General features: G+C 60.3%; 22 protein-coding genes. 11 read left to right on the top strand and 11 right to left on the bottom strand.

Going from position 1 to position 21,739, the window contains the following annotated elements; genetic code table 11:
* Positions 1–247: 247 nt before the first annotated feature.
* From BTN45_RS16745 to BTN45_RS16760, 4 genes are read right to left on the bottom strand one after another with little or no spacing between them, the layout of a single operon-like run.
* Positions 248–1,006, bottom strand: a complete 759-nt coding sequence (locus tag BTN45_RS16745; protein WP_207590109.1) for an ABC transporter ATP-binding protein — start codon at positions 1,004–1,006, stop codon at positions 248–250.
* On the bottom strand, positions 1,006–1,842 hold the full coding sequence (locus BTN45_RS16750) for an ABC transporter ATP-binding protein (protein WP_060942273.1): 837 nt from the start codon (positions 1,840–1,842) through the stop codon (positions 1,006–1,008). Before BTN45_RS16750 ends, BTN45_RS16745 begins: the two co-directional genes overlap by 1 nt.
* A 4-nt stretch (positions 1,843–1,846) precedes the next feature.
* A complete protein-coding gene (locus tag BTN45_RS16755; RefSeq protein ID WP_004445513.1) occupies positions 1,847–2,734 on the bottom strand; it encodes an ABC transporter permease in 888 nt (295 codons plus the stop codon).
* Positions 2,734–3,756 (bottom strand): ABC transporter permease, encoded by a 1,023-nt coding sequence (locus BTN45_RS16760; protein WP_207590110.1) that lies wholly within the window; start codon positions 3,754–3,756, stop codon positions 2,734–2,736. The genes BTN45_RS16755 and BTN45_RS16760 overlap by 1 nt, the downstream gene beginning before the upstream one ends.
* A gap of 296 nt (positions 3,757–4,052) precedes the next feature.
* On the opposite strand from BTN45_RS16760, the gene BTN45_RS16765 reads away from it, so the two are divergent.
* Entirely contained in the window at positions 4,053–4,688 is a 636-nt protein-coding gene (locus BTN45_RS16765; protein WP_207590111.1) for a LysE family translocator, read from the top strand.
* Positions 4,689–4,715: 27 nt separating this feature from the next.
* Here BTN45_RS16765 and BTN45_RS16770 read toward each other — a convergent pair whose 3' ends face one another.
* Positions 4,716–5,444, bottom strand: coding sequence for a FadR/GntR family transcriptional regulator (locus BTN45_RS16770; RefSeq protein WP_207590112.1), 729 nt, complete (start codon positions 5,442–5,444; stop codon positions 4,716–4,718).
* Positions 5,445–5,535: 91 nt separating this feature from the next.
* Positions 5,536–6,522, bottom strand: a complete 987-nt coding sequence (locus BTN45_RS16775) for a GlxA family transcriptional regulator (RefSeq protein WP_004445517.1) — start codon at positions 6,520–6,522, stop codon at positions 5,536–5,538.
* 127 nt (positions 6,523–6,649) lie between these two features.
* Between BTN45_RS16775 and BTN45_RS16780 the strand changes: the two genes are divergently transcribed.
* The 7 genes from BTN45_RS16780 to BTN45_RS16810 all read left to right on the top strand — a co-directional run bounded on the left by BTN45_RS16780 (position 6,650) and on the right by BTN45_RS16810 (position 11,459).
* Positions 6,650–7,477, top strand: a complete 828-nt coding sequence (locus BTN45_RS16780; RefSeq protein ID WP_034497036.1) for an alpha/beta hydrolase — start codon at positions 6,650–6,652, stop codon at positions 7,475–7,477.
* A gap of 26 nt (positions 7,478–7,503) precedes the next feature.
* On the top strand, positions 7,504–8,295 hold the full coding sequence (locus BTN45_RS16785; protein WP_077985696.1) for an SDR family oxidoreductase: 792 nt from the start codon (positions 7,504–7,506) through the stop codon (positions 8,293–8,295).
* A 13-nt stretch (positions 8,296–8,308) separates the two neighbouring features.
* A complete protein-coding gene (locus tag BTN45_RS16790; protein ID WP_004445520.1) occupies positions 8,309–8,794 on the top strand; it encodes a hypothetical protein in 486 nt (161 codons plus the stop codon).
* A gap of 181 nt (positions 8,795–8,975) precedes the next feature.
* On the top strand, positions 8,976–10,271 hold the full coding sequence (gene blh, locus BTN45_RS16795) for a bifunctional sulfur transferase/dioxygenase Blh (RefSeq protein ID WP_207590149.1): 1,296 nt from the start codon (positions 8,976–8,978) through the stop codon (positions 10,269–10,271).
* A complete protein-coding gene (gene bigR, locus BTN45_RS16800) occupies positions 10,265–10,621 on the top strand; it encodes a sulfite-sensing transcriptional repressor BigR (protein ID WP_107339452.1) in 357 nt (118 codons plus the stop codon). Before blh ends, bigR begins: the two co-directional genes overlap by 7 nt.
* Positions 10,618–11,025 (top strand): YeeE/YedE family protein, encoded by a 408-nt coding sequence (locus tag BTN45_RS16805; RefSeq protein ID WP_207590151.1) that lies wholly within the window; start codon positions 10,618–10,620, stop codon positions 11,023–11,025. Before bigR ends, BTN45_RS16805 begins: the two co-directional genes overlap by 4 nt.
* Entirely contained in the window at positions 11,022–11,459 is a 438-nt protein-coding gene (locus BTN45_RS16810; RefSeq protein ID WP_034497049.1) for a YeeE/YedE family protein, read from the top strand. The genes BTN45_RS16805 and BTN45_RS16810 overlap by 4 nt, the downstream gene beginning before the upstream one ends.
* A 73-nt stretch (positions 11,460–11,532) precedes the next feature.
* Here the strand turns inward: BTN45_RS16810 and gpmI are convergent, their stop codons facing one another.
* The 5 genes from gpmI to BTN45_RS16835 all read right to left on the bottom strand — a co-directional run bounded on the left by gpmI (position 11,533) and on the right by BTN45_RS16835 (position 18,102).
* Positions 11,533–13,050, bottom strand: coding sequence for a 2,3-bisphosphoglycerate-independent phosphoglycerate mutase (gene gpmI, locus BTN45_RS16815; RefSeq protein ID WP_004445529.1), 1,518 nt, complete (start codon positions 13,048–13,050; stop codon positions 11,533–11,535).
* A gap of 344 nt (positions 13,051–13,394) precedes the next feature.
* Positions 13,395–14,672, bottom strand: a complete 1,278-nt coding sequence (locus BTN45_RS16820) for a dihydrolipoamide acetyltransferase family protein (protein WP_207590152.1) — start codon at positions 14,670–14,672, stop codon at positions 13,395–13,397.
* 2 nt (positions 14,673–14,674) lie between these two features.
* Positions 14,675–15,688, bottom strand: a complete 1,014-nt coding sequence (locus BTN45_RS16825; protein ID WP_207590153.1) for an alpha-ketoacid dehydrogenase subunit beta — start codon at positions 15,686–15,688, stop codon at positions 14,675–14,677.
* Positions 15,689–15,691: 3 nt separating this feature from the next.
* Positions 15,692–16,930, bottom strand: a complete 1,239-nt coding sequence (locus tag BTN45_RS16830; RefSeq protein WP_207590154.1) for a 3-methyl-2-oxobutanoate dehydrogenase (2-methylpropanoyl-transferring) subunit alpha — start codon at positions 16,928–16,930, stop codon at positions 15,692–15,694.
* Positions 16,931–16,974: 44 nt separating this feature from the next.
* Positions 16,975–18,102 (bottom strand): acyl-CoA dehydrogenase family protein, encoded by a 1,128-nt coding sequence (locus tag BTN45_RS16835; protein ID WP_207590160.1) that lies wholly within the window; start codon positions 18,100–18,102, stop codon positions 16,975–16,977.
* Positions 18,103–18,404: 302 nt separating this feature from the next.
* Between BTN45_RS16835 and BTN45_RS16840 the strand changes: the two genes are divergently transcribed.
* The 3 genes from BTN45_RS16840 to BTN45_RS16850 all read left to right on the top strand — a co-directional run bounded on the left by BTN45_RS16840 (position 18,405) and on the right by BTN45_RS16850 (position 21,737).
* Positions 18,405–18,878 carry an Lrp/AsnC family transcriptional regulator gene (locus BTN45_RS16840; protein WP_004445535.1) on the top strand — a complete coding sequence of 158 codons (474 nt, stop codon included), beginning with the start codon at positions 18,405–18,407 and terminating at the stop codon, positions 18,876–18,878.
* 75 nt (positions 18,879–18,953) lie between these two features.
* Complete coding sequence (locus BTN45_RS16845) at positions 18,954–20,126, top strand: isovaleryl-CoA dehydrogenase (RefSeq protein ID WP_125271234.1); 1,173 nt, start codon at positions 18,954–18,956, stop codon at positions 20,124–20,126.
* A 9-nt stretch (positions 20,127–20,135) separates the two neighbouring features.
* Positions 20,136–21,737, top strand: coding sequence for a carboxyl transferase domain-containing protein (locus BTN45_RS16850; RefSeq protein WP_207590162.1), 1,602 nt, complete (start codon positions 20,136–20,138; stop codon positions 21,735–21,737).
* Positions 21,738–21,739 lie beyond the last annotated feature (2 nt).

Here is a 21,739-nt window from a genome sequence, read left to right on the forward strand (position 1 = left end):
CGATCAAGTCCTTGATCGCGTAAGACTCCTCTTTATGGCGCAGACACCCCGTAGCTGGATGCCGGATCTAGTCCGGCATGACGGCGGAGACGCTCCGTTTGTCAGCAGCCCAAGGCCCGATTACCACCGGTCTTTTCTATCTTCGGCCTGCCTCCCCAAAAAAATGCCCGGCGGGCAGGCCGGGCAAGGAAGGAGGCTGTTATTATCCGTGGCGCCCCGGAGGAGGACGGTCACGTTCTTGGAGCCGTCACGCGCCTTCATATTCCAGTGAGGCGCCGATCAGTTCGCGCGCATAAGGATGCGTTGCATCGTTGCCAGCAATGGCCTCGCGCGGCAGGATTTGGGTTATTTCGCCACGCAGCATCACGGCGAAGCGATCGCACATGTGATCGACCACGGCGAGATCATGGGTCACCATGATATAGGTGAAACCGCGCTCTTCCCGCAGTCGCTGCAAGAGGTTGAGGATTTCCGCCTGGACCGAGACATCGAGCGCCGAGGTCGGCTCATCGAGCAGCAGCAGCGACGGTTCCAGGATCAGCGCCCTCGCAATCGCCACGCGCTGCCGTTGGCCGCCGGAGAGTTGGTGCGGGAAACGGTCGAGGAAAGACACCGGCAGGCCGACATCAGTGATGACCTTGCGCATGCGCTCCTCGCGGTCGCCGAGCTTGTGGATCGCAAGCGATTCACCAAGCACGGTGCGCACCGACTGGCGGGGATGCAGAGAGCCATAAGGGTCCTGAAACACCATCTGCAGCATGCGGCAGCGCTCGATCAGCGGCACGTCTCGCACCGATCTGCCGTCGATGAGGATATCGCCAGTCCAGAAATCGTTGAGCATTGAGACGCAGCGCAACACGGTGGACTTGCCCGAACCGCTTTCACCGACCAGCCCGAAACATTCGCCAGGCTCGACACGGAACGACACCGAAGGCAGCACTTTCAGTGCAGTATTGCCGCTGCCGAAAGTGATGGAAAGATCGCGGGTTTCGACAGAAACGGCCATTATGCATTCTCCTCCAGCCATTCAGGGCGGCGGTCCAGCACCGCAAGCGGTGCGCGCGCACCGCCGATACGCGGCTGTGCCGCCAGAAGGCCGCGCGTATAGGGATGCTGCGCCTGATCGAGATCGCGGGCGGCCAGCGTTTCCACCACGCGGCCTGAATACATGATCAGCACCCGGTCGCAGAAATTGCGCACAAGGTTGAGATCGTGGCTGATCATGATGAGGCCGATGCCGCGATCGCGCACCAGACCGTCGAGAATGTTCAGCACCTGCAACCGCACCGTCACATCAAGCGCCGAAGTTGGTTCGTCAGCGATGACGAGATCGGGATCGGCAAGCAGCATCATGGCGATCATCACGCGCTGACCCATGCCACCGGAGATTTCGTGCGGGTATTGCTCGTAGACACGTGAGGCATCGCGGATCTTCACCGCATCCAGCATCGCCAGCGCCTTTTCCCGTGCCTCGGCTTTTGATGCCCTGAAGTGGCGCAGATAGGTCTCCGTCACCTGATCGCCGACCCGACGGATGGGGTTGAGGGAGAATTTCGGATCCTGAAGGATCATCGACATGCGCCGGCCGCGAACCTTCAGCATCTCCTTCTCATCGAGGGAGAGAAGATCGAGCCCGTCGAAAGCCAGCCTGTCAGCGGTGATCGTTGCCGAAGGCAGGAGGCGCAACAGAGCGCGTCCGACTGTGGATTTTCCCGAACCGCTTTCACCGACAATGCCGAGCCGCTCCCGACCGAGCGTGAAGGAGATGCCGCGCACCGCCTCGGTGGGTGAGCCACCATAACGGATACGGAGATTTTCAACATCAAGGATTGGTTTTTCCATGTTTCTATCTCCGGTTCATCTGCTTCGGATCGAGCGCATCCCGCAGCCCATCACCGAGGAGGTTGAAAGCGAGACTGACAGACAGGATCGCAATGCCGGGAAAGGTCACCAGCCACCAGCTATCCAGCATGTAACGTCGGCCGGTGGCGATCATCGCTCCCCATTCCGGCAGCGGCGGCTGCGCGCCGAGGCCAAGAAAGCCCAGACCTGCGGCGGTCAGAATGACGGTCGCCATGTTCAGCGTCAGTCTGATGAGAACCGAGGGGAGACACATGGGCATGATCGACTTGACGATGATGCGCAGCGGCGACGCGCCCTGAAGCCTTGCAGCGGCAATGTAATCCGCCTTGCGAAAGGTCATGGCTTCAGCGCGGGCAAGACGCGCAATCGGCGGCCATGAGGTGAGCGCAATTGCAATGATCGCATTATTAAGGCTCGGACCCAGCGCTGCGACGAAGGCGAGCGACAGGATGAGGCTAGGGAAAGACAGGAAAATATCCGTGATGCGCATCATCACCGTATCGAACTTGCCGCCGAGATAACCGGATGCCGTACCGACCAGAAGGCCGACGGGACCGACGATGATCGATACCAGCGTGATGATGGTGAGCGTGATGCGAGCGCCCCAGAGAAGACGGCTATAGATATCGCGCCCCAGCTCATCCGTCCCGAAGACATGGCCGTTGCCCGGGGGCTGCAGCGTGTTGGCGAGATTCTGTGCGTAAGGATCATGCGTCGCGAGCCAGGGCGCAAAAATCGCCGAGATGACGAGCAGCAGCAAGATAAGCAGGCCGAAAGCCGATGTCGGGCTCTTGAGCAGGAAGACGATAATGTTCTTCAGCGCGTTCAGCGGCACCGGAAGACGGAAGGAAGTTTCAGCACGGGCCGTCATCAGCGGGTCCTCGGATCGAAAAAGCGGTAGAGAATGTCGGACAGGAGATTGAGCCCGATAAAGATGACGCCGACGATCAGTACACAGGTCATCACGGCATTCATGTCGCCGATGATAAGATTGCTGGTGAGATATTGCCCGAAACCCGGCCAGGCGAAGACGGTCTCAATGAGGACCGCTCCTTCCAGCAGCGAACCGTAAGCCAGCGCGATGATGGTGACCAGCTGCACGCGAATATTGCCAAAAGCATGCAGCCACACCGTCTGCCGCTGCGACAGGCCTTTGACACGCGCGGTCGTCACATATTCCTGCCCCAGCTGATCCAGCATGAAGCTGCGCGTCATGCGGGTGATATAGGCAGAGGAGGAATAGCCCAGCAGGGCAGCTGGCAGGATGAGGTGGTTGATGGCCGACCGGAAGACCTCCATGTCACCCGCAAGCAGGCTGTCGATCAGCAGAAAGCCCGTCCGCTCCTCCACCAGACCGATATAGAACTGGTCCATGCGGCCACCGCCGCCAACGAGGCCGAGATGGGCGTAAAAAACGATCAGCGCGATCATGCCGGTCCAGAAGATCGGCATGGAATGGCCGAACAGGCTGAGAACGCGCACAAGATGATCCTGCCAGCGGTCTTTCTTCACGGCGGCGTAAACGCCCATGGGGATGCCGAGGCCGGCACCGATCAGGATGGCGAAGGTCGCAAGCTCGATCGTCGCCGGCATCACGCTTATGATGTCCTCGATGACGGGGCGGCCCGTGCGGATCGACGTTCCGAAATTGCCGGTGAAGACATCTCCGAGATAATAGACGAACTGCTGCCACAGCGGGCGGTCAAAGCCGAGCGCGTGATAGACCTGTTCATAGGTTTCACGGGTCGCATCCTCACCGACAATGGCCCGCACTGGATCGGCGGGCATCAGGCGGCCAATGAAAAAGGTCAGCAGCAGCAATCCAAGCAGCGTGACCGCAATACTTCCGACCTGGCCGGACAAGCCATAAAGCGAAAGGCGTCTTTTTGACATGATTCCTCCCTTGCCAGTCACCGAACGTGCAAGGAGCACATCCTGTCTGACAACTACGGTAAAGTTGTCACAGGTGTTGCAGGCTGTCAAGCATCCGACGCCAAAATCGATATCGGCAAGCGCGGGGGTATACAGGCACAGCGTTGCCCAGGCGGCGGTTGCGGCGTTCTTCTTTCCCTAAAGAAGCCCACATTGCCACAACGGCAAAACGCTGTATTCTCCCTGCCCACAGAAGGCTGACATGGAAATTCGTGGCGATTTGACCGCTCGTGTCTGCTGCCTCGGGGGAGGAAAATATGATCGACGTGACGCTCCTAGCCTTTGCCATGGTCGCCTTTATCGGCATTGCAACACCCGGCCCCACCGTCTTGCTGGCGCTTGCCAATGGTTCGAAATTCGGCGTGCGTCGCGCGATGATCGGCATGGCTGGTGCCGTCCTTTCGGATTTCGTCCTGATCGGCGCGGTTGCACTGGGACTCGGGGCTCTTATGGCCGCCTCGGAGTTCTGGTTCGGTGTCGTCAAATGGGCGGGGGTCTGCTACCTTGTTTACCTTGGCATCATGCTTCTGCGTTCAAGAGGGACGCTTGACGGCGCTCTCGGCTCTGCGGAGGCAAACAGGGCCGCGTCGGCGCGCTCGATCTTCCTGAAGAGCTTTCTCGTCGCCGTGACCAATCCCAAGGGATACCTGTTTTTTTCGGCCTTCCTGCCGCAATTCATCGATGTCGCCGCGCCGCAGATTCAGCAGTACGCCGTACTTGCGCTGATCTTCGCCGGCATCGACTTCATCGTGATGTTCGCATACGCCCTGTTTGGCGCGCAGGCGGTCAGGATATTGCGCAAGTCCGGAGCATTGTGGCTCGACCGCATCTGCGGCGGCGCGCTGCTGACGCTTGCTGCTTCCCTGGCCTTTTACCGACGGGCCAACGCATAATTCATTGCCATATCAGCTATTTCCGCCTTACTCAGCCACGGTGCGGGACCGCAGGAGCACCTTGTATCGCTCGAGACTGCCGCGCAGATGCAAGGCCATATATTGGCGCGCGGCATCGGCGTCTCCCTCGATAATGGCATCGACGATCTTGCCGTGCTCCTCTTGAAGGTGGAGGTTGTAATCCTTGGGCCGCGACCCCGGCGCGGCACCCTGTAATTCGCCGCGGGGAATGATACCGGACCGAATGAGTTGAAGAAACTCCGGAAACCGCCTGTTCTGCGTGGCCTGCGCGATGGCGAGATGGAATTCGAAATCGGCGTCCCGCGTTGGTAGCCCGGCGGCGAGACAGTCTCCGACACGCCGATGCGCATCCACGATCGATTCCACCTGCACGGCGGAACGGCGCGAGGCCGCCAGCCCGGCGGATTCCACTTCGAACACGGTCCGCAGTTCCAGGAGTTCGATGACCGAGGAAATGCGACCCACGGCGAGATCGTTAAAAGGCAGTTCCTTTGCCGGCTTGGCTTCGACAGCAAAGACCCCTGCGCCCTTGCGTGCTTCAACAAGGCCATCGGCACGAAGGATGGCGATGGCCTCGCGCACAACCGTTCGGCTGACGGAATATTCCCGCGTCAATTCGCTTTCACTCGGAAGCCGGTCACCCGGGCGGAACACCCCCTCCGTCAGGTCCCGTCGCAAGGCCGAACTGATTTTCGCCGCAAGCGATACTTGCTTGGTGCTGCTCTCGACGTCCATTTCGGCCCACCTGTTTTAAACTTGTCTGGCATGTTAGCAAACACCGGCCACATTGCAAGTGCCGGGTACCGCCACCCCCATCGGATCAACCTCAGGCAGCAACCATGGCCGAACCGCTGGAAAAGCGGCTTCTATACTCTCCCGGTGAGAGGCCGAGAATGCGGTGAAACACCCGGCGAAAGGCGGCAGCGTCCTCATAACCCACCGACCAAGCGATCTGATCGACCGAACGGCGGGTGAATTCCAGCAATTCACGCGCCTTGCCGACCCGCAGGTGCTGGACATATTCGATGGGCTTCATGCCGGTCGCCACCTTGAAGCGGCGCAGGAAGGTTCGCTCCTCCAGCCCGGCATGGCCGGCCATGTCGGTAACGCTTGTCGCCCGCCCGGCACGGGCCTGCAACCAGTGCTGCACCTTCAGGATCGGCTCATCGCCATGCGTCAGCCTTGGGGCGAAACTACTATAATGACGCTGTTCCCGTCCTGACGGGTCGATCAGCAGAAACTTGCCGGTCTCGATCATCACGGAAGGGCCGAGCAGCCGGTCGACGATGCGCAGGCCAAGATCGGTCCACGCCATCAACCCGCCGGCCGTGATGATATCGCCGTCCTCGATGACGATCTTGTCTATCTCCAGCCGGACATCGGGAAATCGGTCCCGAAAACGTTCCGCAAACAACCAGTGGGTCGTCGCCGGGCGGCCAGCCAGAAGCCCGGTGGCCGCGAGCATGAACGACCCGCCGCAACTGGCAGCCAGCGTCGCGCCCTGGGCGTGCCGGTTCAGCAGCCAGCGGGCGTAAGGCTCGGCTTCCTCGATTTCAGCCGGCCCGGTCAACCGGCCGGGCACAACGAAGATATCGGGATGCCCCGGCCCGCCGGGTTCCGTGTCATAGGAGCGGGAAAATTCACCGCCTTCGCCCATGCTCCAATGGCTGACCCGCAATTTTGGCCCGCCGCGATCCTGTGAAAATACCGACGCGATGGCGAAAAGATCGGTGATGCCATGCACCATGGCGATCTGGCAGTCCCGATAGAGGACCAGCCCCACTTCCAGCGCGCTTCCCGTTACACCCGCCATGCCCAACCCCCGTTTTGTCAGTTTCGGCTCGCTTTCTGTCAGAAGCGCCAATCCATCCCCGGCTGCGTCAAGAGTATCTCTATTCCCACGGGACGCAAGCAAGCTCCCTGCAACAGGAGAGAGAGCCATGACAACGATCACCACCAGAGACGGAACGCACATCTTCTACAAGGACTGGGGCCCGAAAGACGGCCAGCCCATCATCTTCTCCCACGGCTGGCCGCTCAGCGCCGACGCCTGGGACGCGCAGATGGTGTTCTTCGCCAATAACGGTTTCCGCACCATCGCCCATGACCGCCGCAGCCACGGCCGCTCCGATCAGGTCTGGCATGACAACACCATGGATCAATATGCCGACGATCTGGCCGAGTTGATCGAACAACTCGATCTTCACGACATCATTCTGGTTGGCCATTCCACCGGTGGCGGCGAGGTGACACGTTACATCGGCCGCCACGGCACCGCCCGCGTTGCCAAGATCGCTCTCATCGGCGCGGTGCCGCCGCTGATGCTGAAGACGGAAAGCAACGCCATCGGTCTGCCAATCGATGTTTTCGACGGCATCCGTAAGGGCACCTATGACAATCGCAGCCAGTTCTTCAAGGATCTGACCATTCCCTTCTACGGCTACAACCGCGAAGGCGCCGTCATATCCGAAGGTATCCGCGATGAGTTCTGGCGGCAGGGCATGATGGGCGGCCTGAAAGGTCAGCTCGACAGTATCCGCGCCTTTTCGGAAAGCGATTTCCATCAGGACCTGAAAGCTTTCGACAAGCCGACGCTGGTTCTGCACGGCGATGACGACCAGATCGTGCCGGTCGGCGCTTCCGCGCTTTCCACGGTCAAGATCGTCAAACATGCGGTGCTCAAAATCTATCAGGGAGCCGATCATGGCCTGACACAGACCCATCAGGACCGGTTCAACGCCGACCTGCTCGCCTTCATCAACGGCTGAAACCACCGGATACAGGAGACACGGACATGACACAGAATACATTTCTCATCACCGGCGCATCCGATGGCATCGGCGCGGTTTATGCCGAACGTCTGGCAAAACGCGGCCACGATCTCATTCTGGTGGCGCGACGCGCCGAGAAGCTGAAGGCATTGGCCGCGCAGCTGGAAAAGGATCATCACATCGCCGTCGAGGTTCTCTCCGCCGATCTTTCCAGGGCGGAAGATCTCGAAAAGGTCGAGGCGCGGCTGCGCGAGGACCGGCGGATTACCGGCCTCGTCAACAATGCCGGTATCGCTGGCGAAGGCGCGATCACGGCGCTGGACCCAGCCTATGTGACGACGATGATCAACCTCAACATTCTCGCCGTCACGCGGCTTGCGGCAGCCATCGCGCCGCGCCTTGCCGCCGACGGAAAGGGTACGATCATCAACATTACATCAGTTACAGCACTGATGCCGGCAGCATTCACCGCCGTCTACCCGGCCACCAAGGCTTTCGTGCTCGCTTTTACCGAGGCGCTGCAGGCACAGCTTTCACCCTCCGGCGTGCGGGTTCAGGCCGTTCTTCCAGGTATAACCCGCACGGCCATCTGGGAGGAAGAACGGCTTGATACCATTCCGGCCGCGATGGTCATGGATGTCCATGACATGGTGGATGCTGCCCTTGCCGGTCTCGACCTTGGCGAAGCGCTGACCATTCCCTCCCTGCCGGACACTGCCGATCTTGAAAATTTCCTTGCCGCGCGTGCAGCCCTGCGGCCCAATCTCTCCCATGCACTTGCCGCCAGCCGGTATCGTGCAGCCAAACCCGAATAGAGGGATACGTATCATGATCCTCGGACTGACCATTCCCCAATTCACCGCACTGCATGTGGGCTTGAGCTTCATCGGCATTGCTACCGGACTGATCGCCCTGCCAGCTTATGCGGCAGGGCGATGGATGCCCCGCATGATGGCGCTATTCCTCGTCACCACGCTTGCCACCACGCTCACCGGCTTCCTGTTCCCAATCGGAAATTTCACGCCGGCACTCGGTGTCGGCGTCATATCGACCCTCGTTCTGGCAATCGCACTTGTCGCGCTTTACGGATACGGTCTGAATGGCAGGGCGCGCATCATTTATACGATCACCGCCACGATGAGCCTCTATCTCAACATGTTCGTCCTGATCGTACAGGCCTTTCTCAAGGTCGAAACGCTCAACAAGCTGGCGCCGAACGGCAATGAACCACCGTTCCTGATCGCCCAGACGGTCCTGCTTGTAGGAGCCATCTGTCTCGGCTGGAAGGCGACGCGCCGCAGGCTTGCCGTCTGAGGCCAGTGTGAATTCTAATCGATGCCGCACACATGCCTTGCGCCCTGCCACTCGGGCGCAGGGGATGTTCCGCTAACACGCCACAAGCCGCAAACAGCTGCGAAGGTACCTCGCACTCTTGCCAGCGATCAATATACATTATACAATAATATATATTGAGTTGTTGCCACAGGAGATGTCGATGAAAGTCGTTAAGATCAACGAGCGCTTGACCGTTGCGGGGCAGCCGATGACCGCCGATTTCCAATCGCTCTCCGCGCAGGGTTATAAAAGCGTCATCAATGCCCGGCCGGATGGCGAAGAGCCGAGCCAACCGGGCAATGAGCAGGAAAGAAGCGCCGCCGGGGCGGCAGGCATGGACTATGGCTTCATCCCGGTCACCGGCCCTGCCATCACTGAGGCCGATATCCGCGCCTTTCAACAGAAAATGGCGGAAGCGGCAGGCCCCGTTTTTGCCCATTGCAAGGGTGGCACCCGTGCGCTCACGCTTCATGTGCTCGGGGAAGCGCTCGACGGACGCATGGAACGCGGCGACATCGAGGCTTTTGGCAAGGCGCATGGCTTTGATCTTTCCGGCGCCACCCGCTGGCTGGAGCGACACGCGGCAGCGGTTCCGCACGTCAAGGCATTCTTTGATCCGCGCACCTGGAGCGTGCAATATGTCGTTTCCGATCCAGTGACCAAACGCTGCGCCATTATCGATCCGGTCTATGATTTCGATGAGAAATCCGGCGCAACCGGAACGATGAATGCCGACGCCATTCTGAACCATGTGGAAAGCGAAGGCCTGTCGGTGGAATGGATTCTCGATACCCATCCGCATGCCGACCATTTCTCCGCCGCCCATTACCTGAAGCAGAAGACCGGTGCGCAGACCGCCGTCGGCGCGAAGATCACCGGCGTACAGCGGCTCTGGCAGGAAAAATACAATTGGCCGGACCTTGAAACCGATGGTTCGCAATGGGACAGGCTGTTCGAGGCGGGCGACAGGTTCAATATCGGTTCGCTTGAAGCGCGCGTGCTGTTTTCGCCCGGCCATACGCTCGCCTCCGTAACCTATGTGGTGGGAGACGCCGCCTTCGTGCACGATACGCTTTTCATGCCGGATTCAGGCACAGCGCGGGCTGATTTTCCCGGTGGCAGCGCCAGAGAACTCTGGGCGTCCATTCAGGACATTCTCGCCCTTCCGGACGAAACACGGCTGTTCACCGGCCATGATTATCAGCCCGGCGGCCGCGCGCCGAAATGGGAAAGTACTGTGGGCGAACAGAAACGCAGCAATCCACATCTGGTCGGCATGACGGAGGAAAGCTTCATCGACCTGAGGGAAACGCGGGATAGGACCTTGCCGATGCCAAAGCTCATTCTCCATGCCCTGCAGGTCAATATTCGCGGCGGACGACTGCCGGAGCCGGAGGCAAATGGCAGGCGTTACCTGAAATTCCCTCTTGATGTGCTGGAGGGCAGCACATGGTAAAAGGAAAGACGCTCGGAAAGCCCCTTCATACTCCTGACATTCCCCTTCCCGCCATGGAGGAACGGGCCGTGGAAGTCGCACTGCTTTTGAAGACCCTTGCCCACCCTGCGCGGCTGATGCTGGCCTGCACGCTGGCGCAGGGAGAATTTTCCGTGGGAGAGCTGGAAGCCAGGCTGGATATTCGCCAGCCTACACTCTCCCAGCAGCTGGGCGTCCTGCGGGAAGCCGGTGTGGTTGAAACCCGGCGTGACGCCAAGCAAATTTTCTACCAGCTGAGCGAAGCGAAAGCGGCGCAGCTGATCGAGGCGCTTTACACCATATTCTGCGCGCCGGAGGAGGAGACCGCGTGAGTCCCTACTGGTCTTCTCTTTTCGGCGGCATGTTGCTCGGCCTCGCCTGCGTTCTCCTGTTTGTCTTTAACGGCCGCATTGCCGGCATCAGCGGGATCATCGGCAGAACTCTTGGCAGGCAGCGGCGTCTTGCCGATCTCGCCTTCATCGCCGGCTTGCTGGCGGGACCTTATATCCATGCCGCAGCATTCGGCCGGCTGCCCGCAATCACCGTCGCTGCCCCTTGGCCCCTCATCCTGATTGCCGGTCTGCTGGTGGGTTTTGGCACACGCATGGGCTCCGGCTGCACCTCCGGCCATGGCATCATGGGGCTGGCGCGGTTTTCCCGGCGCTCGATCGCCGCAACCGCCACCTTCCTGATCACCGGCATCTTTACTGCGACGATAGCGGGAGCCCTGTCATGAAAAATCCGGCCGTCGCGCGTATTGCACTTGCATTGCTTGCAGGAGCGTTGTTCGGATTCGGCCTTTCGCTGTCGGGCATGGTCGATCCGGCGCGTGTTTCCGGCTTTCTCGACATAGCAAGCGGCCATTGGGACCCGAGCCTGATGTTCGTTCTTGGCGGTGCCGTTATGGTCGCGGCGCCGGGCGTGCTGCTCAGCAGACGTCTCGCCAAGCCCGTTCTCGCCGACGATTTCCGCCTTCCAGCAAAGACCCGCATCGACGGGCCGCTGATAACCGGCTCGGCGATTTTCGGCATCGGTTGGGGGCTTGCCGGCTTCTGCCCCGGCCCGGCACTCTCCGCTGTCGGCCTTGGGCTGATGCCAGTCGTCCTTTTCGTCTGCGCCATGATTGCCGGCATGCTGGCTCACGACCGCCTCTACGCGAAGCAGTCATAGCTTAAAACGCTCGTTCGGAACCTGAAACAGACGGTCGCGCGGGGGTGAAATGCTGCCGCGCGACGACGCTTGATTAAAGGTCGATCAGGCTCTTGCCCGTCATTTCCGGCGGCAAGGGCACATTCATCAGCTGCAGCAGGGTGGGCGCGACATCGGCGAGAATACCGTCATGCAGCTTCGCACCTTCAGGGCCACCGAAAAGGATCACCGGAACCGGATTTGTGGTGTGCGCCGTATGCGGGCCGCCGGTCACCGGGTCGACCATGGTTTCGCAATTGCCGTGGTCGGCAATCACAAGCATTGCGCCTCCCACTTTTTCGAGTGCGGCAACCACCGCACCGAGGCCACGATCCACGGCTTCACAGGCCTTGATTGCGGCCTGCAGATCACCGGTATGGCCGACCATATCAGGGTTGGCGTAATTGGTGACGATGAGATCGTAACCCTTGCCGATCGCCTCGACAAATTTTTCCGTTACCTCGGGCGCGCTCATTTCCGGCTGCAGGTCGTAGGTCGCGACCTTCGGGGATTTCGGCATGAAGCGATCTTCACCGACTTCCGGCTCTTCCTTGCCGCCGTTCAGGAAGAACGTCACATGCGGATATTTTTCCGTTTCGGCGAGGCGGAACTGCGTAAGTCCCTGCTTCGCCACCCAGGCGCCAAGCGTGTTGACGATATCGCGCTTCGGGTAAGCCGTGGTCATGAAATCATTGTGCCGGGTAGAATATTCCACCATGCCAAGCAGCGCCGAGAGCACTGGCTTTTCGCGCGCAAAACCGTCGAAATCATCGGCACCGATGGCAAGCAGGATTTCACGCGCGCGGTCAGCACGGAAGTTCAGGCAGAACAGGCCATCGCCGGCCTTGAAGCCTTCATAACCGTCGATCACGGTCGGCAGGATGAACTCGTCCGTGACTTTATTCGCGTAGCTCTGTGCAACGGCGCTCACCGCATCCCGGGCGTGCTCGCCTTTGGCCAGGACCATCGCGTCATAGGCCTTTTCGACACGCTCCCAGCGGTTGTCGCGGTCCATCGCATAATAACGGCCGATCACGGTGCCGATGCTGGCGCCTTCCGGCAGGCTTGCCACAAGCGCAGCCACAAAATCTTCAGCGGATTGCGGCGCGACGTCACGACCATCGGTGATGGCATGCACCACGACCTTCAGGCCGTGGCTGACCATCAGCTTCACCGCCGCCTGGCCGTGGAGGATATGGCCATGAACGCCGCCATCGGAAACGACGCACATCAGATGCGCCACACCGCCTGCGGCCTTCACCTTGGCGGCGAAATCAAGCATCGCCGCATTGCGGAAAAAGCTGCCATCCTCGATTGCAAGATCGATCTGGCCGAGATCCATAGCGACGATGCGGCCCGCACCGATATTGGTATGGCCGACTTCGGAATTGCCCATTTGTCCGGTAGGCAGCCCCACCTTAGGACCAAACGTGGTGAGCCTCGCATTCGGGCAGGTGGCGAAAAGCCGGTCCATGGTGGGCGTGTTTGCCAGAACAGGCGCGTTGCTGGATGTATCCTCACTCAGCCCCCAGCCATCGAGAATAGTCAGGACAACGGGTTTGGGAGTTTGCATGGGAGGACCTTTTTCGTTCTGTTGCCGGCGGAGAGCGGACCGCCGGGCACCGGAGCGCCCTCGTCCGCCACTGTGATCGTGATGAGAAAACATGCTTCTCGTTCTTCTCTTCTATACCCGAAGATGACGAACGCAAGCCTATACCGATAGCGAAACAGTTCCGTGAAGGCTGAAAACGCGGGCTAAGAAATGCGGTCATGACACGCATACGCCCTCCTCCCTGTGCTCGTCACAGGACTCCAGCCGACGCGCGTCTGCGCGACGGGACGAGTCCTTTCAGCCCAAAGACTTGGGCTGGCTGGGTCCCTTTGACGAGCACAGGGATGAGGGAGCAAGGATCGCCTTCAATCGATGAAAATAAGCGCCGGCTTTTCCAGAAGCGCCTTGACGGCCTGTATGAAGACTGCAGCATCCCAGCCGTCCACGACACGATGATCGAAGCTCGAAGACAGGTTCATCATCCTGCGCGGCACAAAGCGAATTCCGTCCCAGACCGGCCGCGTCACGATCTTGTTGACGCCGATGATCGCCACTTCGGGGTAATTGATGATGGGCGTCGAAACGATACCACCCAACGCCCCAAGCGAGCTGATGGTGATGGTGGAGCCCATCAGTTCTTCCCGATGCGCCGTCCCGGTGCGAGCGGCCTCGGCAACGCGTGCGACCTCGTCTGCGCACTCCCAAAGGCCGAGCGCTTCCGCGTGGCGCACAACCGGAACGGTGAGGCCTGACGGTGTCTGCGTGGCAATGCCGATATGAACCGCCTCGTAGTGGCTGACGACACCTTTTTCATCGTCGAAAAGCGCATTCATACCAGGATGGTCGGCAACGGCTTTGACAAGCGCGCGCATCAAAAATGGCAGGACCGTCAGTTTCGGCTGCCCGGAACGGCGGTTGCCGTTCATCGTAGCTCGCAGATCTTCCAGATCGGTCACGTCGACTTCTTCGACATAGGTGATGTGGGGAATGCGGGAGGCGGAAAGCACCATCTTCTCGGCAATCTTGCGCCTGAGCCCGGTCACCTTCACCTCTTCGACAGCGCTATCGTGGGGTGCCATCGGTTCAGTGCGCTCCGGCCGCCCCCGCACGGTTAAGAACGCATCGAGATCGGCATGGGTAATATGCCCGTCGGGACCCGTTCCCTTGACCTGTGCAAGATCGATATCGAGATCGTCAGCACGCTGGCGAACGGCCGGAGACGCCAGCGGCTTATGGTGCAGTTCGACCGCAGGCGCCGTGTTGGCTTCCCCGGCTTCGCGTGGCACCGGCTGGGTCTCAACGGGTGGCGGCGTGTCCGTCATGTCGGCGGGCGCTTCCTCTTCCGTCATGCGGGTCGGCGCCTCCCCTTCCGGCGCGCTACCATTGGCAGCGACGGCAGCGACATCGGTTTCGATGCGCAGGAGCGGTGCTTTCACCGGCACCGTATTTCCCACCGTTACCGCGAGCCAGGTGACGACGCCCGCCACCGGCGAAGGGATTTCCACCGTCGCCTTGTCGGTCATCACCGCGGCCAGCACCATGTCCTCGTGGACAAGATCGCCCGGTTTGACGTTCCATTCCACGAGTTCGGCTTCCGCCACACCTTCACCGACATCGGGCATGGTTAGAATAAATTCTGCCATGATCAGGCCTCCATGACTTCGACAAGGGCGCGCCCGACGCGGGCTGGCCCCGGAAAATAGTCCCACTCCTGCGCATGGGGATAAGGCGTATCCCAACCTGCGACGCGCACGACGGGAGCCTCAAGGTGATAAAAACAATGTTCCTGCACCAGCGACACGACTTCTGCCCCGAAGCCGGAGGTCAACGTCGCCTCATGCACCATGACGCAGCGGCCGGTCTTGGAAACCGACTTCACGACGGTATCGAGGTCGAGCGGCAGCGGGCTGCGCAGATCGATGATCTCGGCGTCCACCCCCGTCTCTTCCGCCGCTGCCAGCGCCACATGCACCATGGTGCCATAAGCGATGACCGTGACATCGTTTCCGGGGCGGCGGATTTCGGCCTTGCCGATGGGAATGGTGTAGTGCCCTTCCGGCACCTCCCCCTTCTCGTGTTTGGACCATGGCGTTACGGGCCGGTCATGGTGGCCGTCAAACGGGCCGTTATAAAGCCGCTTCGGCTCCAGAAACATTACGGGGTCGGGGTCTTCGATGGACGCTATCAGTAGCCCCTTGGCGTCGTAAGGATTGGAAGGAACCACCACTTTCAGCCCGCAAACATGGGTGAAAAGCGCCTCCGGGCTCTGGCTATGCGTCTGGCCTCCGAAAATGCCGCCGCCGGTCGGCATGCGAAGAACGATCGGGCAGGTAAAATCCCCGTTTGAGCGATAACGGATACGCGCTGCCTCCTGGGTGATCTGGTCATAGGCGGGATACATGTAATCGGCGAACTGGATTTCGACACACGGCCGCAATCCATAAGCGGCCATGCCGATGGCGGTGCCGACAATGCCGGATTCGCTGATCGGCGCATCGAAACAGCGGGTTTTACCGTATTTCTGCTGCAGCCCCTGCGTGGCGCGGAAAACCCCACCGAAATAGCCAACATCTTCGCCGAACACCACGACTTCGTCGCTGCGCTCCATGGACACATCCATGGCGCTGCGGACGGCTTCAATCATCGTCATTCTTGCCATGTCTTACCATCCTGCCTTCTGGCGCTGGCGGACGAGATGCGCCGGCATCTCGGCGTAAACACCTTCGAAAATATCCTTCTTCGGCGGTTTTTTGCCCTCGTGCAGCGTGCCGTGGCTTTCCGCCTCGCGCTGGGCTTCCAGCACCTCATCGGCGATCTCCGCTTCCGCCTGCTGGTGCCGCTCTTCCGACCAGACGCCACGCAGGATGAGGTGTTTCTTCAACCTCAGGACAGGGTCGCCCAGAGGCCATGCTTCGGACTCGGTCTTCGGGCGGTAGGCGCTCGGATCGTCAGAGGTGGAATGCGCGCCGACACGATAGGTGACGTATTCGATGAGCGTCGGGCCGAGATTGCGGCGCGCCCGCTCCACGGCCCAACGGGCCACGGCATAAACGGCCAGATAATCATTACCGTCGACCCGCAGTGCGGGAATACCGAAACCCAGCCCGCGTGCCGCGAATGTCCCGGAGCCCCCGCGGGCAATGCCCTGAAAGGTGGAAATGGCCCATTGGTTGTTGACGATGTTGAGAACGACCGGCGCCTTGTAGGTCGATGCAAAAACCATCGCCGAATGAAAGTCTGACTCCGCCGTCGAGCCATCGCCAATCCAGGCGGCCGCAATCTTTGTATCACCCTTGATGGCCGATGCCATCGCCCATCCCACCGCCTGCACATATTGCGTGGCGAGATTGCCGGATACGGTGAAGAAACCGTGTTCTTTGGAAGAGTAAAGGACCGGCAGTTGCCGCCCGTGCAGCGGGTCGAGTTCGTTGGAATAGATCTGGTTCATCATGGTGACGAGCGGATAGTCGTCGGCGATCAGCAGACCTGCCTGCCGATAGGTCGGGAAGTTCATGTCGCCCTTGGAAAGCGCCTTGCGGAAGGCGCAACTCACTGCCTCCTCCCCAAGATGCTGCATATAAAAAGAGGTCTTGCCCTGCCGCTGCGCCATCAGCATGCGCGCATCGAAAGCCCGAAGCCTCATCATGTTCTTCAGACCCGTCAGCAGGTCGTCATCCGAAAGCAGCCCGGCCCAAGGTCCGACGGCCTCACCCTGATGATTAAGGACGCGAATGATCGAATAAGCGAGATCACGCATGCTTTCCGGCGCTGCATCCACATCCGGGCGCGGCACGGAGCCGGCCTTGGGTATTTTTACATTGGAGAAATCCGGCTCCCCGCCGGGCCGCACCGCAGGTTCGGGAACATGCAGGCTGAGACGTGGCGTTTCTGATATATCCATTCTACTCCTCCCGTCGCGGTCTCCTCCAGACCGCGAAACAATCCTCAAAGGTTCCTCGCGATCACCATCCGCTGGACATCGCTTGTCCCCTCGTAAATCTGGCAGATGCGCACATCGCGATAGATCCGCTCCACCGGATAATCCGCCATGTAGCCATAACCGCCGTGGATCTGGATGGCGTCCGAACAAATGCGTTCGGCCATTTCCGACGCGAAGAGCTTGGCCATCGAGGCCTCGGAAAGGCACGGCTCGCCCGCCTCCTTCAGCGCCGCCGCGTGCAGCACCAGTTGCCGCGCCGCTTGAATGCGCGTTGCCATATCCGCGAGACGAAACGCCACCGCCTGATGTTCGATGATCGCCTGCCCGAAGGCCTTGCGCTCACGGGCGTAATCCCGCGCCGCCTCAAACGCCGCCTGCGCCATGCCCACCGCCTGAGCCGCGATGCCGATGCGGCCGCCTTCCAGATTGGCGAGCGCAATGCGGTAACCCTGACCTTCCTCACCGAGCCGTAAATCGGCGGGAATGGCCATGTCATTGAAAGCGATCTGGCAGGTATCGGAAGAGTGAAGGCCGAGCTTTTCTTCGACCCGGATAACCTCATAGCCCGGCGTATCGGTGGGCACGATGAAGGCGCTGATACCCTTCTTGCCTGCCGCTGCATCCGTAACGGCAAAAACAATGACGACATCGCCATTCTTACCCGAGGTGATGAACTGCTTCGCGCCATCAAGAATATAGTGATCGCCATCGCGACGCGCCCTGGTCTTGAGATTTGAGGCATCGGAGCCAGCCTGTGGTTCGGTCAGCGCAAAGCCACCGATCCATTCGCCGGAGGCAAGCTTCGGCAGAAAACGCTGCTTCTGGTCCTCGGTCCCGAATTTTAGGATCGGTACGCAGCCGACCGAATTATGGACGCTCATGATGGTGGAACAGGCACCGTCCCCCGCAGCGATTTCTTCCAGCGCCAGCGCATAAGCGACAGCACCGGTTTCCGCCCCGCCATACTCTTCGGACACCAGCATGCCGAGGAAGCCGAGCTCGCCCATCGCTTTCAATTCTTCCTTGGGGAAACGGCTTTCCCGGTCACGCGACGCGGCGCCAGGGGCAAGCCTTTCCCGCGCGAAGTCGCGGGCCATATCTCTGATCTGCTGCTGGGATTCAGGGAGCATCATCGCCGCCTCCAGCCAAAAAGCAGAAGCGTATCAGGCGCGTCGCCAGCTGGAATTGGTCGCGAGGGCTGCCCTTGAAAGCACGGGCGGCCCCATCGATCACGACAGGGTCATGCACAGCCAAATTCACCTCCCTTGGCCAGCCCTGACGTGAGGAACCGGCCCGCCGCAAATCTCCTCCAGACCGCGACTGACGTGAACGCTATCACTATCTCGAATTCATTTCAAAGCTATTTTGATTGACAGTTTTTTGATTGGCGATATCTTTGATCCAACAAATAGTCATATCATAGAGCAAATGATCCATGATTGAGCTCGACAGTTTCGACCAGAAGATTCTGCATGTTCTCGGCGATGACGGGCGGGTCAGCTGGCGGGATCTTGCGGCTCGGATAGGCCTTTCCTTCACGCCAACGTTGCGCCGCGTGCGCAAGCTCGAAGAGGAAGGGATCATTCGCGGCTATACCGCCGTGTTTGACGAGAACCGGCTGCTCGGCAATATGGGTGTCTTCATCTCCGTCACGCTGGAGCGGCAGATCAAGGAAGCGCTGACGACATTCGAACATCATGTGGCCTCCATTCCCGAGGTGGTGGGTGGTTACCAGACGAGCGGCAGTTCCGATTATCTGATCCACGCCATGGTGCGGGATCTGCCGCATTACCAGCAGCTGCTGGATTTCCTGACCACCGTTCCCGGCGTGTCGCGCATCCAGTCCAACTTTGCCATCAAGACATTCGTGCGCCGTTCCGCCGCCTTCACCGGGGGTGACACGCCGTAAATAAGGGCTGCCGGCGCGGAGGAGGTGCCGGCTGCTGACAAAAGGGACGGCCCGCCGTCCGGAGGAGGAGACGCGATGAGTTTGAACCTCGCCGCCATTTTCGATGCCGATCTCGGCCCGGAAATCGCAGCATTACGCGACAGCGCAAGTGCATTTGCCGATGATAAAATCGCCCCGCTGGCGGCCGAGATCGACAGGGACGACCGCTTCCCGCGTCAGCTCTGGCCTGAAATGGGCGAGCTTGGCCTGCACGGCATTACTGTTTCGGAAGAATTCGGCGGTGCCGACATGGGCTATCTCGCCCATTGCGTGGCGATGGAGGAAATAAGCCGGGCTTCCGCCTCCATTGGCCTTTCCTACGGCGCCCATTCCAACCTCTGTATCAACCAGATCCATCGCTGGGGCACGCAAGAGCAGAAGCAGAGATATCTGCCGAAACTCGTCTCCGGCGAACATGTCGGTTCGCTCGCCATGAGCGAGACGGAGGCCGGTTCGGATGTCGTCTCGATGCGGCTGAAGGCGGAACGCAGGGGCGACCGCTATGTGCTCAACGGCGCGAAAATGTGGATCACCAACGGCCACGAGGCCGATACGCTGGTCGTTTACGCCAAGACCGACATGTCCGCCGGCCCGCGCGGCATCACCGCCTTCCTCATTGAAAAAGGCTTCAAAGGGTTTCGTCCGGCCCAGAAACTCGACAAGCTCGGCATGCGCGGTTCCCCCACCTCGGAACTCGTGTTCGAGGATTGCGAGGTGCCGGAGGAAAACATCCTCGGGCGGTTGAATGACGGCGTGGCAGTGCTGATGAGCGGGCTGGATTACGAGCGCGCCGTGCTCGCCGCCGGCCCCGTCGGCATCATGCAGGCAGCCATCGATCTGGTGCTGCCTTATGCCCGCGAGCGCAAGCAATTCGGCAAACCGATCGGTGAATTCCAGCTCGTGCAGGGTAAGCTCGCGGATATCTATTCGGCGATGAACGCATCGCGCGCTTATGTCTATTCCGTGGCCCGGGCCTGCGACAATGGCCGCATCACGAGGCAGGATGCGGCAGGGGCTATCCTCTTCGCCGCCGAGCGGGCGACGCAGGTGGCGCTGGATGCGATCCAGCTTCTCGGCGGTTCCGGTTATGTCAATGAAAGCCCGGCCGGACGGCTGCTGCGCGACGCCAAGCTTTATGAGATCGGCGCTGGTACCAGCGAAATCCGCCGGATGCTGATCGGCCGCGAACTGGTCAAGGGCAACGGGTGAGGACACGCGATGAAGCTAACATCCAGCCTGAACCGCGACCCCGCCTTCGCTGCCAATGTCGAGTTCATGTCGGGTCTGGTGGATGACCTGCGCCGACACGTCGAAAAAATCTCCAGAGGCGGCGGCGACAAGGCCCGTGAACGGCATCTTTCCCGTGGCAAATTGCTGGTACGTGACCGCATCGAGACACTTCTCGATCCCGGCAGTCCATTCCTCGAATTCTCGCAATTTGCAGCTTACGAGGTTTATGACGAACCCGTTCCGGCCGCCGGCATTGTCACCGGCATCGGCAGGGTCTCGGGCCGAGAATGTGTAATCGTCGCCAATGATGCGACGGTGAAGGGCGGCACCTATTATCCGCTGACGGTGAAGAAACATCTGCGCGCGCAGGAGATTGCCGCCGAGAACCGCCTGCCCTGTATTTACCTCGTGGATTCCGGCGGCGCGAACCTGCCCAATCAGGACGAAGTGTTTCCCGACCGCGATCATTTCGGCCGCATCTTCTACAATCAGGCCAATATGTCGGCGAAAGGCATCGCCCAGATCGCCGTGGTGATGGGCAGCTGCACGGCGGGCGGGGCCTATGTGCCTGCGATGAGCGACCAGTCCGTGATCGTTAAAAATCAGGGCACCATCTTCCTTGGCGGCCCGCCGTTGGTGAAGGCGGCAACAGGTGAGGTGGTGAGTGCGGAAGAGCTGGGCGGTGCGGACGTGCACTCCCGGCAATCCGGCGTCACCGATCATTTTGCCCATGACGACCGCCACGCGCTGGCGCTGACCCGGCGGATCGTTTCCAGCCTCAACCGCCGCAAACAGTTGGGGCTGGATATCCGTGAACCGGCAGAACCGCTTTACCCGCCCGAAGAGCTTTACGGCATCGTTCCCGCCGATACGCGCAAACCCTTCGAGGTACGTGAGATCATCGCCCGTCTGGTGGATTGTTCTGAATTTGATGAGTTCAAGGCGCTTTATGGCACGACGCTGGTCTGTGGTTTCGCCCATATCCATGGCTATCCCGTTGGCATCATCGCCAATAACGGCATCCTGTTTTCGGAATCGGCGCTCAAGGGCGCGCATTTCATCGAGCTCTGCTGCCAGCGCGGCGTTCCCCTGGTTTTCCTGCAGAACATCACCGGCTTCATGGTCGGCAAGGCCTATGAGGCTGGCGGCATTGCCAAGGATGGCGCCAAGCTCGTCACCGCCGTCGCCTCCGCCAAGGTGCCGAAATTCACCGTCATCATCGGCGGCTCCTTCGGGGCCGGTAATTATGGCATGTGCGGCCGGGCCTATTCGCCCCGCTTCCTCTGGATGTGGCCGAATGCCCGCATTTCCGTGATGGGCGGCGAGCAGGCGGCCTCCGTTCTGGCACAGATTCGCCGCGACGGTATCGAAGCTGATGGCCGGCACTGGTCGAAGGAAGGCGAAGAAGCGTTCAAGCAGCCGATCCGCGAAAAATACGAGCGGGAGGGCCATCCCTATTATGCCAGCGCGCGGCTTTGGGACGACGGTATCATCGACCCAAAGGATACCCGCCTCGTCCTCGGCCTCGGTCTGTCCGCCGCGCTCAACGCACCCATTGAACCCACCCGTTTCGGCATATTCAGGATGTGAGG

Source organism: Rhizobium sp. ZX09 (genome assembly GCF_017357485.1).
In the GTDB taxonomy this organism is placed as follows: Bacteria; Pseudomonadota; Alphaproteobacteria; order Rhizobiales; family Rhizobiaceae; genus Agrobacterium; species Agrobacterium pusense.

Coding starts and splice junctions, on each gene's coding strand:
- BTN45_RS16745 (WP_207590109.1), bottom strand. CDS start 1,006: ATGGCCGTTTCTGTCGAAACCCGCGATCTTTCCATCACTTTCGGCAGC.
- BTN45_RS16750 (WP_060942273.1), bottom strand. CDS start 1,842: ATGGAAAAACCAATCCTTGATGTTGAAAATCTCCGTATCCGTTATGGT.
- BTN45_RS16755 (WP_004445513.1), bottom strand. CDS start 2,734: ATGACGGCCCGTGCTGAAACTTCCTTCCGTCTTCCGGTGCCGCTGAAC.
- BTN45_RS16760 (WP_207590110.1), bottom strand. CDS start 3,756: ATGTCAAAAAGACGCCTTTCGCTTTATGGCTTGTCCGGCCAGGTCGGA.
- BTN45_RS16765 (WP_207590111.1), top strand. CDS start 4,053: ATGATCGACGTGACGCTCCTAGCCTTTGCCATGGTCGCCTTTATCGGC.
- BTN45_RS16770 (WP_207590112.1), bottom strand. CDS start 5,444: ATGGACGTCGAGAGCAGCACCAAGCAAGTATCGCTTGCGGCGAAAATC.
- BTN45_RS16775 (WP_004445517.1), bottom strand. CDS start 6,522: ATGGCGGGTGTAACGGGAAGCGCGCTGGAAGTGGGGCTGGTCCTCTAT.
- BTN45_RS16780 (WP_034497036.1), top strand. CDS start 6,650: ATGACAACGATCACCACCAGAGACGGAACGCACATCTTCTACAAGGAC.
- BTN45_RS16785 (WP_077985696.1), top strand. CDS start 7,504: ATGACACAGAATACATTTCTCATCACCGGCGCATCCGATGGCATCGGC.
- BTN45_RS16790 (WP_004445520.1), top strand. CDS start 8,309: ATGATCCTCGGACTGACCATTCCCCAATTCACCGCACTGCATGTGGGC.
- blh (WP_207590149.1), top strand. CDS start 8,976: ATGAAAGTCGTTAAGATCAACGAGCGCTTGACCGTTGCGGGGCAGCCG.
- bigR (WP_107339452.1), top strand. CDS start 10,265: ATGGTAAAAGGAAAGACGCTCGGAAAGCCCCTTCATACTCCTGACATT.
- BTN45_RS16810 (WP_034497049.1), top strand. CDS start 11,022: ATGAAAAATCCGGCCGTCGCGCGTATTGCACTTGCATTGCTTGCAGGA.
- gpmI (WP_004445529.1), bottom strand. CDS start 13,050: ATGCAAACTCCCAAACCCGTTGTCCTGACTATTCTCGATGGCTGGGGG.
- BTN45_RS16820 (WP_207590152.1), bottom strand. CDS start 14,672: ATGGCAGAATTTATTCTAACCATGCCCGATGTCGGTGAAGGTGTGGCG.
- BTN45_RS16825 (WP_207590153.1), bottom strand. CDS start 15,688: ATGGCAAGAATGACGATGATTGAAGCCGTCCGCAGCGCCATGGATGTG.
- BTN45_RS16830 (WP_207590154.1), bottom strand. CDS start 16,930: ATGGATATATCAGAAACGCCACGTCTCAGCCTGCATGTTCCCGAACCT.
- BTN45_RS16835 (WP_207590160.1), bottom strand. CDS start 18,102: ATGATGCTCCCTGAATCCCAGCAGCAGATCAGAGATATGGCCCGCGAC.
- BTN45_RS16840 (WP_004445535.1), top strand. CDS start 18,405: ATGATTGAGCTCGACAGTTTCGACCAGAAGATTCTGCATGTTCTCGGC.
- BTN45_RS16845 (WP_125271234.1), top strand. CDS start 18,954: ATGAGTTTGAACCTCGCCGCCATTTTCGATGCCGATCTCGGCCCGGAA.
- BTN45_RS16850 (WP_207590162.1), top strand. CDS start 20,136: ATGAAGCTAACATCCAGCCTGAACCGCGACCCCGCCTTCGCTGCCAAT.